The sequence below is a fragment of the Dickeya oryzae genome, assembly GCF_020406815.2.
In the GTDB taxonomy this organism is placed as follows: Bacteria; Pseudomonadota; Gammaproteobacteria; order Enterobacterales; family Enterobacteriaceae; genus Dickeya; species Dickeya oryzae.
In genome coordinates this window covers 3,366,789-3,380,988 of record NZ_CP162670.1, presented here as the reverse complement: position 1 = coordinate 3,380,988, position 14,200 = coordinate 3,366,789, and the positions used below count along the sequence as shown (strand labels likewise).

Sequence of the window (14,200 nt, the reverse complement as noted above, 5' to 3'; positions counted from 1 at the left end):
AAAGTTCACAAGGGCGCCTCTGGCATTCAACCTGTTGGGCTTATTCTGTCAGGCGTTATGGATAGACTACGTGAGTCATGTCACAGTGATGAAAGCGGTTACATACAATTCTGTAACCTTTGTGACGAGGGTCATTATCCGGGAAAAAGAGCGCGGCTTGATGCGACTCTGTTTATGAAGGCATGACGAGGATAACACGCAAAAACAACGCCCCGGCGATGCCAGGGCGTGAGGTAGGCGGACGCTGAATCAGGAGGTTTATTCGGCGGCGTAGCCGCTTGCGGGAATCACTTCGCCGTCAAGCCAGGCGTGATTATCGCGCAGTGCCAGACGTCCTGCCAGGAACCAGCCGACAACCAGCGGGTAGATGCTGTGTTCCTGCGTTTGCACCCGCTCTTGAATATCCTGCTCGGTATCGCCGGGAAAAATGGGCACTCTGGCTTGCAGAATAACCGGGCCACCATCCAACTCTTCGGTGACAAAATGCACCGAGGTGCCGTGCTCGCTGTCACCGTTTTCCAGCGCCTTGCGATGGGTATGCAAGCCGGGATAGTTGGGCAGCAGCGACGGGTGGATATTCAGCATTTTCCCCAGAAAACGGGTAACGAATTCGGCGCTGAGGATCCGCATATATCCAGCCAATACCACGACATCTGGCTGATATTTCTCGATTTCGACTGCCAGTGCTGCATCGAAATCGACACGACTGGCGTAATCGCCCGGCAGTAGCGCATGGGTTGCTATACCGGCGTCACGAGCCCGCTTGAGGCCGAAAGCATCAGGGTTATTGCTCAATACCGCACTAATTCGCCCGGGAAGGCGACCATGCTGGCAGGCGTCAATTAACGCCTGCAGATTGCTTCCCTGACCTGAAATCAGGACAACGATGTTTTTCATCACTGGATGACCACGGTTTCTCCGCCATCGGTACGGGTAATGACACCGATCTTCCAGGCAGTTTCACCGTTGCTGGTAAGGTGAGCGATAGCGTTGTCCGCCTGTTCGGCTGGCAGCGCGATGATCATGCCCACGCCACAGTTAAAGGTGCGATACATTTCGTGACGGCTGACGTTGCCATTTTGCTGCAGCCACTGGAACACAGACGGCCACTGCCAGCTGGATTCTTCGATCGTCGCCTGCATACCTTCCGGCAATACACGCGGAATGTTTTCCCAGAAACCGCCGCCGGTCAGGTGCGAAATGGCGTGTACGTCTACGTTTTCAATCAGTGACAGTACGGATTTCACGTAAATTTTAGTCGGGGCCAGCAGGTGATCAGCCAGTGGTTTGCCATCCAGTTGAATCTGTTCCGGATTAGCGCCACTCACTTCGAGGATTTTACGGATCAGCGAGTAACCGTTGGAGTGCGGGCCGCTGGAAGCCAGTGCTACCAGTGCGTCGCCTTCGCGTACTTTACTGCCGTCGATAATCTCGGCTTTTTCAACCACGCCGACGCAGAAACCGGCCACGTCGTAATCATCACCGTGATACATGCCGGGCATTTCAGCCGTTTCGCCGCCCACCAGCGCACAGCCAGACTGTTTGCAGCCTTCGGCGATACCGGTGATAACGCGGGCTGCCGTGTCTACATCCAGCTTACCGGTGGCGTAATAATCCAGGAAAAACAGCGGCTCGGCACCTTGTACTACCAGGTCGTTGACGCACATTGCCACCAGGTCGATACCAATCGTATCGTGACGCTGCAGGTCCATCGCCAGACGCAGCTTGGTGCCAACCCCATCGGTACCGGAAACCAGTACCGGTTCGCGGTATTTTTGCGGTAAGGCGCACAGGGCACCGAAACCGCCCAATCCACCCATGACTTCCGGGCGACGGGTCTGTTTCACTACACCTTTGATACGGTCTACCAATGCATTACCAGCATCAATATCCACGCCTGCGTCTTTATAGCTGAGAGAGGTTTTATCGGTCACTGCGGAGTCCCCACGGAGGTTACGATTGGTTTAAAAAATGGAGCGCGCTAATTCTAACAGCGTAAGCAAACGTTTGCGAGCGGTGTCTTCGCTGTGTGGCGCTTTCGTCAGAAGACGATGAAGGCCGCTATCGGCGGTCTGGGGGGAGGGATAGCGATAATTTCCGTTTTCGCTTGATTTGGATCAGACTGGAATCTATGGCGTACATTTGAAAAAGCGGTATAATCCCGCGATTTTTTTGGCCGTCCACTGCCGATGGGAGTAAAAAGTAATGAAAATCGTCGAGGTAAAACACCCGCTCGTTAAGCATAAACTGGGTCTGATGCGCGAGCACGATATCAGTACCAAGCGTTTTCGCGAACTGGCGTCTGAAGTCGGTAGTTTGCTGACCTATGAAGCCACCGCCGATTTGGCGACGGAAAAAGTGACCATCGAAGGCTGGTGCGGCCCGGTTGAAGTTGACCAAATCAAAGGTAAAAAAATTACCGTCGTACCGATCCTGCGTGCTGGCCTTGGCATGATGGAAGGGGTGCTGGAAAACGTACCGAGTGCGCGTATCAGCGTGGTAGGGATGTACCGCGACGAAAAAACGCTGGAGCCGGTTCCCTATTTCCAGAAACTGGCTTCTAACATCGACGAACGCATGGCGCTGGTCGTTGACCCGATGCTGGCGACTGGCGGCTCGATGATTGCCACTATCGACCTGCTGAAGAAAGCCGGTTGCCTTAGCATTAAGGTGCTGGTGCTGGTTGCTGCGCCTGAAGGGATTGCTGCGCTGGAGAAAGCGCATCCGGATGTAGAGTTGTACACCGCCTCCATCGACAAGGGCCTCAACGAACACGGTTACATTATGCCGGGCCTGGGCGATGCGGGCGACAAGCTGTTTGGTACGAAATGATATCCAGCCGACTGTAGAGTCGGCTTTTTTTTGCGTATAAGCCGCCGTTTCTGACCTAACCTAACGGCTGGCCCCTGCGCATTCCACGGATGGCGACATTTTTTCAGCGTCGATGAGATGAAGAGTGGTCGGCGCTGAACTTTCTGCCGGGGTTCCCGGTATTTTTCAGTCTGAGACACAGAGGAAAACACGATGACTCGTCGCGCCATCGGCGTCAGTGAACGCCCCCCACTTTTGCAAACGATACCGCTGAGTTTCCAGCATCTGTTTGCGATGTTCGGAGCCACCGTACTGGTGCCCATTCTGTTCAAAATTAACCCGGCGACCGTACTGCTGTTCAACGGCATCGGGACACTGCTTTATCTGTTTATCTGTAAAGGTAAAATCCCGGCGTATCTGGGTTCGAGTTTTGCGTTTCTCTCGCCGGTCTTTCTGCTATTGCCGCAGGGATATGAAGTGGCGCTGGGCGGTTTTATTCTGTGCGGCGCACTGTTTTGTCTGGTGGCGTTGCTGGTGAAAAAAGTCGGAACTGGCTGGCTGAACGTGATTTTCCCACCGGCGGCGATGGGGGCGATTGTCGCGGTAATCGGGCTGGAACTGGCGGGTGTGGCGGCCAACATGGCTGGCTTGCTGCCTGCTGCCGGTACTGAAATGGATACCAAGACCGTCACTGTTTCACTGGTAACGCTAGCGGTAACCGTGCTGGGCTCCGTCTTGTTTCGCGGTTTTCTGGCGATTATCCCTATCCTGATTGGCGTACTGGTAGGGTATGCGCTTGCTTTCGTGATGGGCATGGTGGATTTAACGCCGATCGCTCAGGCGCACTGGTTCGCTTTACCCACCTTTTATACGCCGCGTTTTGAGTGGGTGGCGATGCTGACGGTACTGCCCGCCGCGCTGGTGGTAGTCGCCGAACATGTGGGCCATCTGGTGGTCACCGCCAATATCGTGAAAAAAGATCTGATGCGTGACCCAGGTCTGCACCGGTCGTTGTTTGCTAACGGCATTTCTACCATGTTATCCGGCTTTTTTGGTTCCACACCGAATACGACGTACGGTGAGAATATCGGCGTACTGGCGATTACCAAAGTGTACAGTACCTGGGTTATCGGCGGCGCGGCGATCATTGCGATTCTGCTCTCTTGCGTCGGTAAGCTGGCTGCGGCAATTCAGGCCGTGCCAGTTCCAGTGATGGGGGGCGTGTCACTGCTGTTGTACGGTGTTATCGGGGCATCTGGTATTCGTGTGCTGATCGAATCCAAAGTGGATTACAACAAGGCACAGAACCTGATCCTGACCTCGGTCATCCTGATCATCGGCGTCAGCGGCGCGAAGATCCACCTGGGCGCGGTCGAGCTCAAAGGGATGGCGCTGGCCACGGTGGTGGGAGTGTTCCTGAGCCTCGTGTTTCGCGTTATCAGCCTGTTCCGTAAAGAAGAAGAGGTGATTGATGAGGCGGACGACAACACTTCTGCTCACTCCTCTTCTGCACACTAATTCTCCAGCCCGTTGATGTTGCGACGGGCGGTGCGTTGAACCGGCGGGATGCCGGTTCAATCGCAAAAGGTTTCTATGCTAAACTTGATTCGTTTTCCTGCCTGTTTGGTTTGAGGTGCTTCTGAACACACCGGCACAGTTATCATTGCCACTCTACTTACCCGATGACGAAACCTTTGCCAGTTTCTACCCGGGAGAAAACACGTCTCTGCTGGCTGCTATCCATACGACGTTAGATCAGGAACATGGCAGTTACATCTATTTCTGGTCACGTGAAGGCGGCGGCCGTAGTCACCTGTTGCATGCAGCCTGCGCTGAATTGTCCCGTCTTGGTCGTGCGGTCGGCTATGTGCCGTTGGATAAGCGTGCCTATTTCGTTCCAGAGGTACTGGACGGGATGGAGCAACTGTCGCTGGTCTGTATCGACAATATTGAAGCGATCGCCGGTGATGACGCGTGGGAAATGGCACTGTTTAATCTATACAACCGCATTCAGGAAGGTGGACGCACCCGCTTGCTGATTACCGGCGATCGTCCGCCGCGTCAGATCAATCTGCAACTGGCGGATCTGGCTTCACGTCTCGACTGGGGGCAAATCTATCGGTTGCAGCCGTTGTCGGATGAAGAAAAAGGCGAGGCGTTACAATTGCGGGCCCGGTTGCGTGGTTTTGAACTGCCGGAAGACGTCAGCCGCTTTTTGCTAAAGCGGCTGGATCGGGAAATGCGCACGTTATTTATGACGCTGGACCAGCTCGATCACGCGTCCATCACCGCCCAACGTAAACTGACGATCCCTTTCGTTAAAGAGATCCTCGGGCTGTAATGCCATCTGTCACAGGATATCCAGCACCTGTTCTGGTGGGCGACCCAGTTTAGCGTGGCCGTTGGCAACCACGATTGGGCGTTCAATCAATTTCGGGTGGGTGACCATTGCATCAATCAGTTGAGCCTCTGTCAGTGTGTCGTCAGCCAGATTCAATTCGCGGTACAACTCTTCTTTTCGACGCATCAGTTCGCGCGCACTGTTAAATCCCAGTTGTTTAATCAGCCTGGTGAGGGTAGCGGCATCCGGTGGCGTATCCAGATACAGCACCACCTCCGGTTCGATGCCTTGTTGCTGGAGCAGCGTCAGTGTTTCGCGGCTCTTGGAGCAACGAGGATTATGATAGATGGTCACCGATTTACTCATTCCATTTACCTTTTTCAGGATTTTTCATAAGGGCGGAAACGTTGCTGCATCGCACGTAACTGGTCGATGCGTGCGTCGTAGCGTGCCTGATCGAGGCTGCCGAGCTTACTTTGTGAGCTGGCGTTACTCAGCAAACGAATCGCCTGATCCAGTTTGCCGTTAAGTGCCAGGCTTTCTGCCCGGGATGCCAGCTCTTCACCGCGCATGTTCTGTGCTGCAGAAGCCTGCGCCAGTAAGTCCCAGCCATTTGGATCGTCCGGATGGGCATAGGTGTATTTACGCAAGATACGAATAGCGTCGGCGGATTTATGGCTTTCTACCATCGCGTTAGCCAGATTGATCTGCAGGACTGGGTTGTCCTGCGCATCCGGCACTTTCTGCAAACGGGCGACGGCTTGATCTGCACGCTGCTGGCCGATATCGATATCCGTCATCAGATCAAGAAACCAGGGGCTTGACGGCGATTTATCCAGCAAGGGTTGCAGCGTCGCGCGTGCTTCATCGTACTTTTTGGCTTGATAGGCCCGAATAGCTCGGCCGTATTGAGCGGCCAACTGCTCGCGTGCATTGCCTTTGGCCCAGTTGTCTAACAGGGCGGCACCATACGGGTTATCTTGCGAGACGTACATTCCCAACACCCGCGCCTTGGCGAATAGAAAGTCCTGAGAGGAGTGCACCGGGGTGGATTTCATCTGATTGGCGCGGTTGCGGGCGTCCGAAAGTCGGCTTTCCGGCAACGGGTGTGTCAGCAACATTTCCGGCGGTTTAGTGGCGTAGCGCGAGATGTCCGCCAATCGTTGCAGGAAGTTGGGCATCGCCTGTGGGTCAAACCCGGCCCGTTGTAATACCTGAATCCCGATACGGTCCGCTTCCTGTTCATTCGCCTGGGTAAAGCTGATGACGCTTTGTTGTGCACCTGCCAGCGTACCGCTGAGTGCGGCGAACCCGGCCTGTGGGTTTGCCATCGCCAGCAGCAGTGAACCAAACGCGCCGGCCCAGGCGAGCGGTGCGCTGGCTTTCTGAGCTTCCATGGCGCGAGCCAGATGACGCTGGGTTACGTGGGAGATTTCGTGCGCCAGTACCGAGGCCAGCTCACTTTCACTTTCCACATAGCGGAATAGCCCTGAGTGCAGCACGACATTGCCGCCGAAGAAGGCGAAGGCGTTGATTTCGTCGTTGTTGACCAGAAAAAAGTGAAACGGCGTACGCACGGAATCGGCCGACTTCACCAATCGTCCACCCAACTGATTGATGTACTGCAGCAACAGCGGGTCGTTAATCAGCGGCGCACCGGCACGCAACTGGCGCAGGTAGAAATCCCCCATCACCAGTTCCTGATTAATACTGAGCGTTCCGCCTGCGGTGGTGCCGATATCCGGCAACGTGTCCTGTGTCGTGGCTGTGACCATCAGCGGGCTTGCGCTCAGTAACGCGCCTGCCAGTAGGGTGATGACCGTCTGTTTGAACCGATAGGACATAACGAAGACAACCTTTCGAACAACCTGAAAGAATGGTCATCATCTTAGCCAGCAGTGGCAAACAATGAAACATGAATAGGGAAAAAGGCGGTGTAAAAAATGGGAAATGCGTGGTGGCTTGTGGTTTGCCGACGCACCGAATACCGCGTCGGCAATAATCAGGAGCAGAATAATCAAGAAAAGGAAAAGGTTCAGGCACCTTTTAAGTAATTCAATACGATATCGTGGTGATTACTGGTCTTGAAGTCATCGAATACTTTTTCGATGTTGCCTTCAGCGTTGATCAGAAAACTGACCCGGTGAATGCCATCATAGGTTTTACCCATGAAGGTTTTTTCACCCCATACGCCGAACTGCTCTGCTACCTGATGGTCTTCATCAGCCAGCAAGGTAAAGTTCAGCAGCTCTTTTTCCGTAAAGCGGGACAATTTCTCCGGCTTATCGGTGCTGATACCCAGAACCTCAACGCCGAATGTCTTCAGCTCGTCCATGTTATCGCGAAGCCCACAGGCTTGCACGGTGCAACCTGGCGTCATGGCCTTGGGATAGAAATACACCAACACCCGTTGTCCCTGGAAGTCGGCCAAATTAACTTGTTCGCCATCCTGGTCGGGCAAGCTAAATTTCGGTGCGGTATCACCGGCTTTCAGTGTGGTCATCACTACTCTCCATCTTTCTCTTCGTGCTGTGGATAGTTCACAACGCTAATACTGCCTTGCGCGTGCAGTTCTGTACATAGCTGATGAAAGGCTGGCTCAATAATTGAACCGGCTAACGCAGCCGGGCTGTGCGCTGTAATCTGGATATACAGTTGCGGCGGTGTATTGCCATCGGCAGGGCGAGTTTTTGACACCAGCTCAGCGATGTTCATTTGATGAGAATCAAACAGATCAGTAAAGCGTTCAATGATGTGTGGGGAGTCAGCAACATCCACTTTGACCCACACGGTAGCAGGCATCGGTGGGCGGGACTGCGATTCTGTACGTTTCATCACAATCAGCAAATCCAGTTCGACACCTTTGAGTGGCAGGGTGGACTCGATAAGCGTAATCGCGTTCCAACTGCCAGAAAGCAACATGATAAACGTGAACTCGGTGCCCAGCATCGCAAGTCGGCTATCTTCGATGTTGCAACCACAGCTACTGACATGGCGGGTAATCGTATTAACGATACCGGGACGATCCGTCCCCAACGCGGTAATGACCAGATAGTGTTCTTGTGGGCGCGGCAAAATAGTGCTTCCTGTACAAAATGTTGGGAGTAACATGGTAAACATAAAAAAAACCACCTGCCAAGCGCAGACAACCACGGTTGTCTGCTTGCTTTTGCATAGAAGTCAAAAGTACCATGAAGCACTTGTTTGTGGAGGGGATGGCTAATGTTTACGGGTAGTATTGTTGCTCTGGTGACGCCGATGGACGACAAAGGTGCCGTTGATCGCGCGAGCCTGAAAAAACTGATTGATTATCATGTCGCTAGCGGTACGTCCGCGATTGTGTCGGTGGGCACCACCGGCGAGTCCGCCACCTTGAGTCACGATGAGCATGGCGACGTGGTGATGTTGACACTGGAATTAAGCGACGGCCGAATCCCGGTTATCGCCGGTACCGGTGCCAATTCAACGGCTGAGGCGATTTCCCTCACCCAGCGTTTTAACGATACGGGTGTGGCCGGGTGCCTGACCGTGACGCCGTATTACAACAAGCCGACCCAGCATGGTTTGTTCCTGCATTTCAAGGCGATTGCCGAGCATACCGACCTGCCGCAGATCCTCTACAATGTGCCATCCCGTACAGGTTGTGACATGTTGCCGGAAACCGTCGCCCGTCTGTCAGAAGTCAAAAATATTGTTGCCATCAAGGAAGCGACCGGGAACTTAAGCCGTGTCAGCCAGATCCAAGAGCTGGTTCATGAAGGTTTCATTTTGCTGAGCGGCGACGACGCCAGCTCGCTGGACTTTATGCAACTCGGTGGCAAAGGCGTGATTTCCGTGACAGCCAATGTCGCGGCCCGTGAAATGGCGGCGCTGTGCAAGCTGGCAGCTCAAGGGAATTTCGTTGAAGCCCGCCGTCTTAATCAGCGTCTGATGCCGTTGCATCATAAACTGTTTGTTGAACCCAATCCGATTCCGGTGAAATGGGCCTGTAAGGCATTGGGATTGATGGCGACCGATACGCTTCGTCTGCCGATGACGCCGCTGACCGATGCTGGTCGCGACGTGATGGAGCAGGCTATGAAGCAGGCGGGTCTGCTGTAACCGTTAGGGAGATTTGATGAGTTCTTCATTGCAAAAGTCGATGGTGGCAAAGGTTGTCGGTGTTTCGCTGATCATGTTGCTGGCCGCCTGTACCAGCGATCAACGCTACAAGCGTCAGGTTAACGGCGATGAGTCCTATCTGCAAACACCCGAACACCGGGCGTTGAATGTACCGCCCGGTCTGATTCTGCCGTTGCAGAACGGGGATTTCGATATTCCTCCGGTCAACCAGAATGGGCTGGTTGGTAAAGCGCTGGATATTCGCCCGCCGATGCAGCCATTGGCTTTGTTGAATGGTTCCCGCGGTCAGGTATCTGGCAATACGGCGACGCTGTTGCTGGAGAACAATGCGCGCAACAGCAGCCTGTGGTCGGTGTTGACGCAAGTCCTCCAGTCAAAAGGCTATACGATTGCCAGTCGCCAGGATGCCAACCGGACACTGACGACCGATTGGATCACCTGGAAGCGTGAAGATGAGGATGTCGCGCATCAGGCGCGTTACCAGATAACGCTGCAGACGCAAGGCTATCAACTGGCGCTGACCGTGAAACTGCTGGATCTGCAACAGAACACCAGCCCGGTGACAGATAGTAGCGAAACTCAGCGTTATACCGCGATGATGCTCAATACACTGTCTGACGAACTGGATAAGCGCCTGAACGATAATGACAGCGCTCAGGCTAGTCGTAACAGCCAGCAGCTCAATGTTCAGAGCGGCGCTGATGATTCTGGCCTGCCGTTGCTGGTGGTGCGTGGTTCCTACAATCAGGTATGGGACCGCCTGCCGAAAGCGCTGGATAAAGTCGGGATGACCGTTAACGATCGCAGCCGTCCGCAAGGATCGGTGTCTGTCAGCTATAAGGCGCCGGGTAGCGGAACCTGGAACGAACTGGGGGCGCGCGATCCACAATTGCCGAACGGCGATTACAAACTGCAGGTCGGTGATTTGGGCAACCGCAGTACGCTGCAATTTATCGACTCCAAAGGACATACGCTAAGCCAGTCGCAAAATGACGCGCTGGTCGCAGTGTTGCAGGCCGCGTTCAGCAAGTCGTAAAACGCAAGAATATGTACCCTAAATAATTCGAGTTGCAGGCAGGCGGCGACGCAGCGAATCCCCAGGAGCTTACTTAAGTAAGCTCCTGGGGTGAGCGAGGAAAGCCAACGCACATGCAACTTGAAGTATGACGGGTATAAGGGTCGGGTTCTCCGGCCCTTATTCATTTAGTCATCAACGTGATGGGTTTATCAACACGTTCAATTAACGGGCCCGGTGCGGGTGGCCCTTACTTGTGTGGAGTAATAAAAGATGCAAAAGCTAGCTGAGTTGTATCGCGGAAAAGCGAAAACGGTCTACACCACGGAAGATCCGGATCTGTTGGTGCTGGAGTTCCGCAATGATACGTCAGCAGGGGATGGTGCTCGCATTGAGCAGTTTGATCGTAAAGGGATGGTGAATAACAAGTTCAACCACTTCATCATGACCAAGCTGGAAGAAGCCGGGATCCCAACCCAGATGGTGAGCCTGCTGTCGGATACTGAAGTACTGGTGAAGAAGCTGCAAATGGTGCCGGTCGAATGCGTAGTGCGTAACCGTGCTGCGGGGTCGCTGGTTAAACGTCTGGGTATCACGGAAGGTGAGATTCTCAATCCGCCATTGTTCGACCTGTTCCTGAAAAACGACGCCATGCACGACCCGATGGTGAATGAGTCCTACTGCAAGACCTTCGGCTGGGTCAGTGAAGAGAATCTGGCGCGTATGAAGGAACTGAGCTACAAAGCCAATGAAGTACTGAGCAAGCTGTTCGGCGACGCGGGCCTGATCCTGGTGGACTTTAAGCTGGAGTTCGGTCTGTTCAAAGGCGAAGTGGTGCTGGGCGACGAGTTCTCGCCGGACGGTAGCCGCCTGTGGGATAAAGAAACCCTGAACAAAATGGATAAAGACCGTTTCCGTCAGAGCCTGGGTGGCCTGATTGAAGCCTATGAAGAAGTCGCACGCCGTCTGGGTGTTAAACTGGACTAACTGCGCAATCGTTTACGTTCTGGCAGGCGGCTGTGGTTTCCGGTTGCCAGAACGGGACAGCTGTTTACCTGATACCTGTTAATCAGCCAAAGGTCTATCTGGTAGCGATTTGTCTGACAAGTCGGTACCTGTCAGCCCGTTGCCGGATACTGCCTGACGACATCCGATCGTAGGTCTCTCTGATGCCTCTTCGCGGCTGGCCTCCTGCTGCGTGGCACTCTTCATATTGCTTTAGTGAATCATGCTGCCTGAGTGAAATGAGTGCTATTATTCTCCGCCTGTGTGTCGACTGATTCCGGCAAGGATATGTTTTATGGCCTTTTTTGACCCAACGTTACTTATCTTACTGGCATTGGCTGCCCTCGGTATTATCAGCCAGAACATGACGGTTACCCTGGCTATTTTGTTTTTGGTGGTGGTGCGTATTACCCCGCTGAATCACTATTTCCCGTGGGTGGAAAAATATGGCCTGTCATTTGGGGTGCTGGTACTCACCATCGGTGTGATGGCACCCATTGCCAGCGGCAAAATTTCTGCCGGTGATGTGTTCGCTTCGTTTTTACACTGGAAATCGTTACTGGCTGTGGCCATCGGTATCGCGGTTTCCTGGCTCGGTGGGCGAGGCGTCGCACTGATGAGTAACCAACCCTCGGTTGTGGCCGGTTTGCTGGTGGGTACCGTGATGGGGGTAGCGCTATTTCGTGGCGTGCCAGTGGGGCCACTGATTGCAGCGGGATTGCTCTCGTTACTGATCGGCAAAGGCTAAGTGTGCTTTGGGGAGTGTCGTGGAATCTTTCATTGTCAGCCAGCATTATCAGCAGCGCTGTGGCATTCGTCGCCTGCTGGTGTTAAGCGGCCAGCCTGACTGGTGTGGCGAGCAGGCTGTACGTTTGAGCGCTCTGCGGCCTGGTGACTGGTTGTGGGTGGGCACATCGGCACCGCAGCACATGACCCCTTTAGCGCCTTCGCGCGTGCGTGGAGTGTTAGGGCAGGAGTATCTGCACGCGGTATTTGATGCCAGAGAAGGCTTCGATGCACAAGCGCTGGCGATGTTGGCAGGGGCGCTCAAGGCTGGTAGTTGGCTCGTGTTATTGGTTCCTGAGTGGGCGTCGTGGCCTGATAGCCCGGATGCCGATAGCCTGCGCTGGAGTGAACAGCCACAGCCGATAGTCACGCCTCGCTTTATCCGACATGTGCAGCGCCAACTGTTGACGGATGAAGAGGTCGTGGTATGGCGCCAGCAAGACGCCGAACCGGTGATTTCTCCCCCTGCACGTCGCCCGGATTGGTTGCCTGCTACCGGTGAGCCGACATCTTGCCAGTATCGTATCGTGCAGCAACTGCAGCATACCGCGTGTGCCGTGTCGGTGATTACCGCACTGCGTGGGCGTGGCAAATCAACGTTGTCCGGTATGCTGGCAAGCCAGTGTCAGGGGGGATGTTGGGTAACGGCACCGTCACGCGCTGCTGGCGAGATTCTGTTACGACAAGCCGGAGAGGCAGCAACATTTTGGGCACCGGACGCCCTGTTGGCGTTCTGTCAGCAGCACGGCACACCACCGGTAGACTGGCTGTTGATTGATGAAGCCGCCGCTATCCCTACGTCGCTATTGCGATCGTTATTGCCGTTTTTCCGTCGGGTGGTGATGACAACCACGGTTCAAGGCTATGAGGGGACTGGACGTGGTTTTCTGCTTAAATTTTGTGCCTCATTGCCGGACTGGCAGGCTATCGAACTGACTGAGCCATTACGTTGGGCGCAGCACGATCCGCTGGAGCACATTGTGGATCGCATGATGCTGTCTGATGCTGAAAAACAGGTACCGGAACGACTTGATGCTCCCCCTGTTATTCGCCCGGAGTGGCAGGATGACTGGCTGAGCCAGCCCGAACGCCTGGAAGGTTGCTATGGATTGCTCTGTAGCGCCCATTACCGTACTTCTGCGCTAGATTTACGCCGCTTGATGGATGCCCCCGGTATGTATGTTGCCAGCGCTTGTGTCGACGAGAAGGTTGGCGGGGTTATCTGGCTGGTGGATGAAGGGGGATTGTCGGCGACACTGGCGCAGGAGGTGTGGGCCGGACGCCGTCGCCCAAGCGGAAATTTGGTAGCGCAGTCGTTGGCCGCACACGCTAATCAATGGCAGGCACCGGTGTTACGATCACGTCGTATCAGTCGTATCGCTGTGCTAGCCGCCCATCGAGGTCAGGGAATCGGTCTGGCACTGGTGCGAGATCAACAGCAACGGGCTCAACAGGCGCAGCTGGATTTTCTGTCTGTCAGTTTCGGTTTTCAGCCCGATTTGTGGCAATTCTGGCAACGTTGTGGGTTCCGGTTGGTACGTATCGGTAGTCATGTTGAGGCCAGCAGTGGGTGCTATAGCGCGATGGCACTGTTCCCGCTCAGTGAAGCAGGGGAGGCGTTGACCGCTTTAGCACACCATGAATTACGTCGGGATTGGTTTTGGCTGCGACGTGATATTCCGTTGACGCTGGATTTGCCACTGGAGACAGAACAGACATTCACGGTTGATGACTGGCGTAATCTGGCGGGGTTTGCTCTGGCTCACCGTCCGCCGGAAGCCTGTCAGGGAGCGTTGTCACGTTTGGTAATCCACTCGCCGATGGCATTGGCGGCCTTAAGGCTGTGGCTTGAGCAAGGGAGAAGCGTGGCGGAGTGCGTTCAGCAGCTCCAACTGGCGGGTAAAAAAGCGTTGGTTCAGCGCTGGCGTACCGAAACGGCCCAGGCGTTGCAGCATTTGGATGCCGCACAATGGCAACGCTGGCATGACATTATCGCTATAGCGAAATAAGTGGTTTTATTCCTCAGATTTATTTCAAGTGGTAACGATCACAATTTTGCAACTAAAACTGTGAGACGACCTGCTGATTTCCCCCGTTCATATACACTGATCCTGATACAG

At 54.3% G+C, this 14,200-nt stretch carries 14 protein-coding genes; 8 read left to right on the top strand and 6 right to left on the bottom strand.

Annotation, left to right across the window (positions count from 1 at the left end; all coding sequences use genetic code 11):
• Positions 1 to 258 precede the first annotated feature (258 nt).
• Positions 259 to 897 (bottom strand): phosphoribosylglycinamide formyltransferase, encoded by a 639-nt coding sequence (gene purN, locus LF929_RS14750; protein ID WP_038903730.1) that lies wholly within the window; start codon positions 895 to 897, stop codon positions 259 to 261.
• Positions 897 to 1,934, bottom strand: coding sequence for a phosphoribosylformylglycinamidine cyclo-ligase (purM, locus tag LF929_RS14745; protein ID WP_012883832.1), 1,038 nt, complete (start codon positions 1,932 to 1,934; stop codon positions 897 to 899). Before purM ends, purN begins: the two co-directional genes overlap by 1 nt.
• 271 nt (positions 1,935 to 2,205) lie before the next feature.
• On the opposite strand from purM, the gene upp reads away from it, so the two are divergent.
• The 3 genes from upp (at position 2,206) to hda (ending at position 5,152) form a co-directional block, all read left to right on the top strand.
• Positions 2,206 to 2,832 carry a uracil phosphoribosyltransferase gene (gene upp, locus LF929_RS14740; RefSeq protein WP_038903731.1) on the top strand — a complete coding sequence of 209 codons (627 nt, stop codon included), beginning with the start codon at positions 2,206 to 2,208 and terminating at the stop codon, positions 2,830 to 2,832.
• 192 nt (positions 2,833 to 3,024) lie between these two features.
• A complete protein-coding gene (gene uraA, locus LF929_RS14735; protein WP_038903732.1) occupies positions 3,025 to 4,329 on the top strand; it encodes a uracil permease in 1,305 nt (434 codons plus the stop codon).
• Positions 4,330 to 4,444: 115 nt separating this feature from the next.
• Complete coding sequence (hda, locus tag LF929_RS14730) at positions 4,445 to 5,152, top strand: DnaA inactivator Hda (RefSeq protein ID WP_016942004.1); 708 nt, start codon at positions 4,445 to 4,447, stop codon at positions 5,150 to 5,152.
• Positions 5,153 to 5,161: 9 nt separating this feature from the next.
• Here hda and arsC read toward each other — a convergent pair whose 3' ends face one another.
• The 4 genes from arsC to LF929_RS14710 form a co-directional block, all read right to left on the bottom strand.
• Positions 5,162 to 5,518 (bottom strand): arsenate reductase (glutaredoxin), encoded by a 357-nt coding sequence (arsC, locus tag LF929_RS14725; protein WP_038907341.1) that lies wholly within the window; start codon positions 5,516 to 5,518, stop codon positions 5,162 to 5,164.
• Positions 5,519 to 5,532: 14 nt separating this feature from the next.
• Entirely contained in the window at positions 5,533 to 6,996 is a 1,464-nt protein-coding gene (locus tag LF929_RS14720; protein ID WP_038907342.1) for a M48 family metallopeptidase, read from the bottom strand.
• 191 nt (positions 6,997 to 7,187) lie between these two features.
• Positions 7,188 to 7,655: a thioredoxin-dependent thiol peroxidase gene (bcp, locus tag LF929_RS14715; RefSeq protein ID WP_012883838.1), complete on the bottom strand. Its 468-nt coding sequence runs from the start codon at positions 7,653 to 7,655 to the stop codon at positions 7,188 to 7,190.
• Between the two features lie 2 nt (positions 7,656 to 7,657).
• Positions 7,658 to 8,263: a glycine cleavage system transcriptional repressor gene (locus LF929_RS14710; protein WP_202951912.1), complete on the bottom strand. Its 606-nt coding sequence runs from the start codon at positions 8,261 to 8,263 to the stop codon at positions 7,658 to 7,660.
• A gap of 111 nt (positions 8,264 to 8,374) precedes the next feature.
• Between LF929_RS14710 and dapA the strand changes: the two genes are divergently transcribed.
• The 5 genes from dapA to LF929_RS14685 all read left to right on the top strand — a co-directional run bounded on the left by dapA (position 8,375) and on the right by LF929_RS14685 (position 14,089).
• Positions 8,375 to 9,253, top strand: coding sequence for a 4-hydroxy-tetrahydrodipicolinate synthase (gene dapA, locus LF929_RS14705; RefSeq protein ID WP_038903736.1), 879 nt, complete (start codon positions 8,375 to 8,377; stop codon positions 9,251 to 9,253).
• A gap of 16 nt (positions 9,254 to 9,269) precedes the next feature.
• Positions 9,270 to 10,310 (top strand): outer membrane protein assembly factor BamC, encoded by a 1,041-nt coding sequence (gene bamC / locus LF929_RS14700; RefSeq protein ID WP_038903737.1) that lies wholly within the window; start codon positions 9,270 to 9,272, stop codon positions 10,308 to 10,310.
• Between the two features lie 252 nt (positions 10,311 to 10,562).
• Positions 10,563 to 11,276 carry a phosphoribosylaminoimidazolesuccinocarboxamide synthase gene (gene purC, locus LF929_RS14695; protein ID WP_019844578.1) on the top strand — a complete coding sequence of 238 codons (714 nt, stop codon included), beginning with the start codon at positions 10,563 to 10,565 and terminating at the stop codon, positions 11,274 to 11,276.
• A gap of 313 nt (positions 11,277 to 11,589) precedes the next feature.
• Positions 11,590 to 12,042, top strand: a complete 453-nt coding sequence (locus LF929_RS14690; RefSeq protein WP_226092605.1) for a DUF441 domain-containing protein — start codon at positions 11,590 to 11,592, stop codon at positions 12,040 to 12,042.
• Positions 12,043 to 12,061: 19 nt separating this feature from the next.
• Positions 12,062 to 14,089 carry a tRNA(Met) cytidine acetyltransferase TmcA gene (locus tag LF929_RS14685; protein WP_226092604.1) on the top strand — a complete coding sequence of 676 codons (2,028 nt, stop codon included), beginning with the start codon at positions 12,062 to 12,064 and terminating at the stop codon, positions 14,087 to 14,089.
• Positions 14,090 to 14,200 lie beyond the last annotated feature (111 nt).

Bases quoted from the DNA above. Each gene is read 5' to 3' on its own strand.
- arsC (WP_038907341.1), bottom strand. From the start codon at position 5,518: ATGAGTAAATCGGTGACCATCTATCATAATCCTCGTTGCTCCAAGAGC.
- LF929_RS14710 (WP_202951912.1), bottom strand. From the start codon at position 8,263: ATGTTACTCCCAACATTTTGTACAGGAAGCACTATTTTGCCGCGCCCA.
- LF929_RS14720 (WP_038907342.1), bottom strand. From the start codon at position 6,996: ATGTCCTATCGGTTCAAACAGACGGTCATCACCCTACTGGCAGGCGCG.
- uraA (WP_038903732.1), top strand. From the start codon at position 3,025: ATGACTCGTCGCGCCATCGGCGTCAGTGAACGCCCCCCACTTTTGCAA.
- bcp (WP_012883838.1), bottom strand. From the start codon at position 7,655: ATGACCACACTGAAAGCCGGTGATACCGCACCGAAATTTAGCTTGCCC.
- purN (WP_038903730.1), bottom strand. From the start codon at position 897: ATGAAAAACATCGTTGTCCTGATTTCAGGTCAGGGAAGCAATCTGCAG.
- dapA (WP_038903736.1), top strand. From the start codon at position 8,375: ATGTTTACGGGTAGTATTGTTGCTCTGGTGACGCCGATGGACGACAAA.
- bamC (WP_038903737.1), top strand. From the start codon at position 9,270: ATGAGTTCTTCATTGCAAAAGTCGATGGTGGCAAAGGTTGTCGGTGTT.
- upp (WP_038903731.1), top strand. From the start codon at position 2,206: ATGAAAATCGTCGAGGTAAAACACCCGCTCGTTAAGCATAAACTGGGT.
- LF929_RS14690 (WP_226092605.1), top strand. From the start codon at position 11,590: ATGGCCTTTTTTGACCCAACGTTACTTATCTTACTGGCATTGGCTGCC.
- purC (WP_019844578.1), top strand. From the start codon at position 10,563: ATGCAAAAGCTAGCTGAGTTGTATCGCGGAAAAGCGAAAACGGTCTAC.